At 38.5% G+C, this 1,609-nt stretch carries 1 protein-coding gene; it reads left to right on the plus strand.

Annotated features, from left to right (window positions below; genetic code table 11):
- Positions 1-163: 163 nt before the first annotated feature.
- Positions 164-1,609: IS1182 family transposase (locus SM124_RS23910; protein WP_322448962.1), on the plus strand; the 1,446-nt coding region annotated here is incomplete at its 3' end.

Raw genomic sequence — 1,609 nt, forward strand, 5'->3', positions numbered from 1 at the left:
TTAGAAGAGCCTGGGACAAAACCCACCTCAAAGATGAAAAAGCCGGTGAAATTTTACGACGAGTAAAATTTCACCGGCTCTAATTATTTTTGGAATAAAAATAAGGACCACTTCTGATAAAATAAAGTTACCACACAAAATTTAACCAGAAAGAAGGATCCTTATGTTTAAAAATTATAACATGAATCAAATAGTTTTGCCTCTAGATTTAGCCGTTAAATTACAAGAAAACGATATCGCCTTTTCTATTCACCACTTAGTGGAAAATATTTCCGATGAAGCTTTTCGATCCTTTGTCCATTACACCGGTTGTCCATCCTATCACCCACGGATGATGTTAAAAATCATTTTATGTGGTTATACGCAATCTAGTTTCTCTGGTCGCAAAATAGAAGATTTGACGAAAGATAGTATCCGTATGATGTGGCTAGCCCAAGGGTATGAGCCTAGCTATCGGACGATCAATCGTTTCCGTGTTCATCCCGATATGAAAGAACTCATTCGCCAATGTTTTGTGCAGTTCCGTTGTCAATTAGTTGAAGAAAAATTAATTGATCAAGAAGCCATTTTTATTGATGGTACGAAAATTGAAGCGAATGCCAATAAATTCACGTTCGTTTGGAAAAAAGCTGTGGAGAAGCATCACCAAAAACTCGTTGAGAAATCAAATCAAATGTATGACGAACTACTTGAAAAAGAAATCATCCCCGAATTAAAACGGGAAGAAGAGGAGCAGCTTTCTATTGAAGAACTCACGCAAATTGGTGAAAAATTAGAAGAAGTGGTCAAGGACTATACAAAAAAAATAGACAACTCAGAAGATGTCGCTACGCGTAAACAGTTACGTAGGGAACGAAAAACACCGAAACAGATTCTGAAACAAGTGAATGATTGGATAGAGCGTAAGCAGAAGTATGAAGAGGATTTTGAGATTTTTGGTTCACGTAACAGCTATTCCAAAACGGATAAAGACGCGACATTTATGCGAATGAAAGACGATTATATGAAAAACGGTCAACTCAAAGCAGGCTACAACCTTCAGGTGGCAACAGAAGGACAATTTACACTGGCGTACGGTATTTTTCCAAACCCAACCGATACGAAAACCCTCATTCCATTCCTTGATCAAATCGAGGGTCAGTTCTTTTCATTACCCGAACATATCGTTGCGGATGCAGGCTATGGAAGCGAGCAAAATTACGATGATATTCTTTCAAAACGCAAGCGTACACCGCTCATTACATATGGTCATTATTTAAATGAACAAAAGAAAAAATACAAAAACGATCCGTTCAAAACAAGCAACTGGACCTATGATGAGGAAAGTGATAGCTATACCTGTCCTAATCAGCAACCAGTTCGGTTTAAATACCATTCGGTTCGTACGGATAAAACAGGATTCGAGCGTACATTCAAAGTCTATGAATGTGAGGATTGTACGGACTGTCCACTGCGTAAGAACTGTACGAAGGCGCAAGAAGGAAATAATCGCCAACTCATGATCAATGAGAAATGGGAACAACAAAAAGAATATGTGAGAACGAAGCTTTCAGATGAAGAAACGGCTGCCATTTACCGCCAACGTAAAATGGACGTGGAGCCAGTTTTT

This window comes from Robertmurraya mangrovi (genome assembly GCF_034427655.1).
Classification (GTDB): domain Bacteria; phylum Bacillota; class Bacilli; order Bacillales; family Cytobacillaceae; genus Robertmurraya_A; species Robertmurraya_A mangrovi.